The following is a 791-nucleotide window of genomic DNA, read 5'->3' on the forward strand; positions in this document are numbered from 1 at the left end:
ACCGCAAGTGCCGCGAATTATCTCTTATACTTCGGCCATGTCTCCTTTGGATTCAAGCCAAGACTTACGATCCGCTGCTCGCTTCTTACCAAGCAGCATATCCATGTTTTCGACAGTTTGAGCATGATCATCGATTGTTAGCTGAACTAATCGACGCGTGTCGCGAGCCATTGTTGTTTCACGCAACTGCATTGGATTCATCTCACCCAAACCTTTAAAGCGCTGAACATTCACCTTGCCACGTTTTTTTTCTGCTTCGATTCGATCAAGCACACCCTTGCGCTCAGCTTCATCCAAAGCATAAAACACTTCTTTACCCACATCGATACGATACAAAGGAGGCATCGCAACATAGATATGACCAGCTTCAACGAGTGGTTTGAAGTGGCGTACAAATAGAGCACATAAAAGTGTCGCGATATGAAGACCATCAGAGTCCGCATCAGCAAGAATGCAAATCTTGCCATAACGCAATCCTTCTAGATTATCTGATCCTGGATCCACGCCCACTGCGACAGCAATATCATGGACTTCTTGGGAGGCAAGAATTTCGGCAGAATCTACTTCCCAGGTATTAAGTATCTTACCGCGAAGCGGCATGATGGCTTGATACTCACGATCTCGTGCTTGTTTTGCGGAACCACCAGCAGAGTCACCCTCAACCAAGAACAACTCTGAACGCAATGCATCTGCCCCAGAACAATCCGCCAACTTGCCTGGCAGTGCTGGCCCTGAAGTCACTTTCTTACGAACAACCTTTTTACTTGCTCGCATACGCTTTTGGGCATTAC

General features: G+C 46.9%; 1 protein-coding gene. It reads right to left on the reverse strand.

The window, feature by feature from the left end; genetic code table 11:
- Positions 1-24: 24 nt before the first annotated feature.
- Positions 25-791: toprim domain-containing protein (locus A3738_RS08665; protein ID WP_231876588.1), on the reverse strand; the 767-nt coding region annotated here is incomplete at its 5' end.

This window comes from Oleiphilus sp. HI0066 (genome assembly GCF_001635725.1).